This window comes from Limnospira sp. PMC 1279.21, assembly GCF_032349615.1.
Lineage (GTDB): Bacteria > Cyanobacteriota > Cyanobacteriia > Cyanobacteriales > Microcoleaceae > Limnospira > Limnospira fusiformis.
In genome coordinates this window covers 1-247 of the sequence record NZ_JARPLU010000620.1, presented here as the reverse complement: position 1 = coordinate 247, position 247 = coordinate 1, and the positions used below count along the sequence as shown (strand labels likewise).

Sequence of the window (247 nt, the reverse complement as noted above, 5' to 3'; positions counted from 1 at the left end):
CGGACTGGCTGAAAAGGCGAGATAGGCATCAAAGATAGCATTCTGCCGAATATGGCAGGGTGTTTCTTTGACCCATTCGGGTAAGTCACTCTGCATCACTTTATTGCGTAACTTTAACTTGCTTAGTCGTTTACCACTCCGGGATAATGCAATTGCTTGGTTGTAGCAATACCGACAAGCGGCCAACCATTGGCGCCAGACTTGATTTAGCTCGGGGCTGGGGTAAATCCGGATCTTCTTTGACCTG

At 48.2% G+C, this 247-nt stretch carries 1 protein-coding gene; it reads right to left on the bottom strand.

Features of this window, described 5'->3' with window-relative positions; translation table 11 throughout:
* On the bottom strand, positions 1-247 hold a 247-nt coding region (locus P5683_RS26245), incomplete at both ends, for a helix-turn-helix domain-containing protein (RefSeq protein ID WP_315646028.1).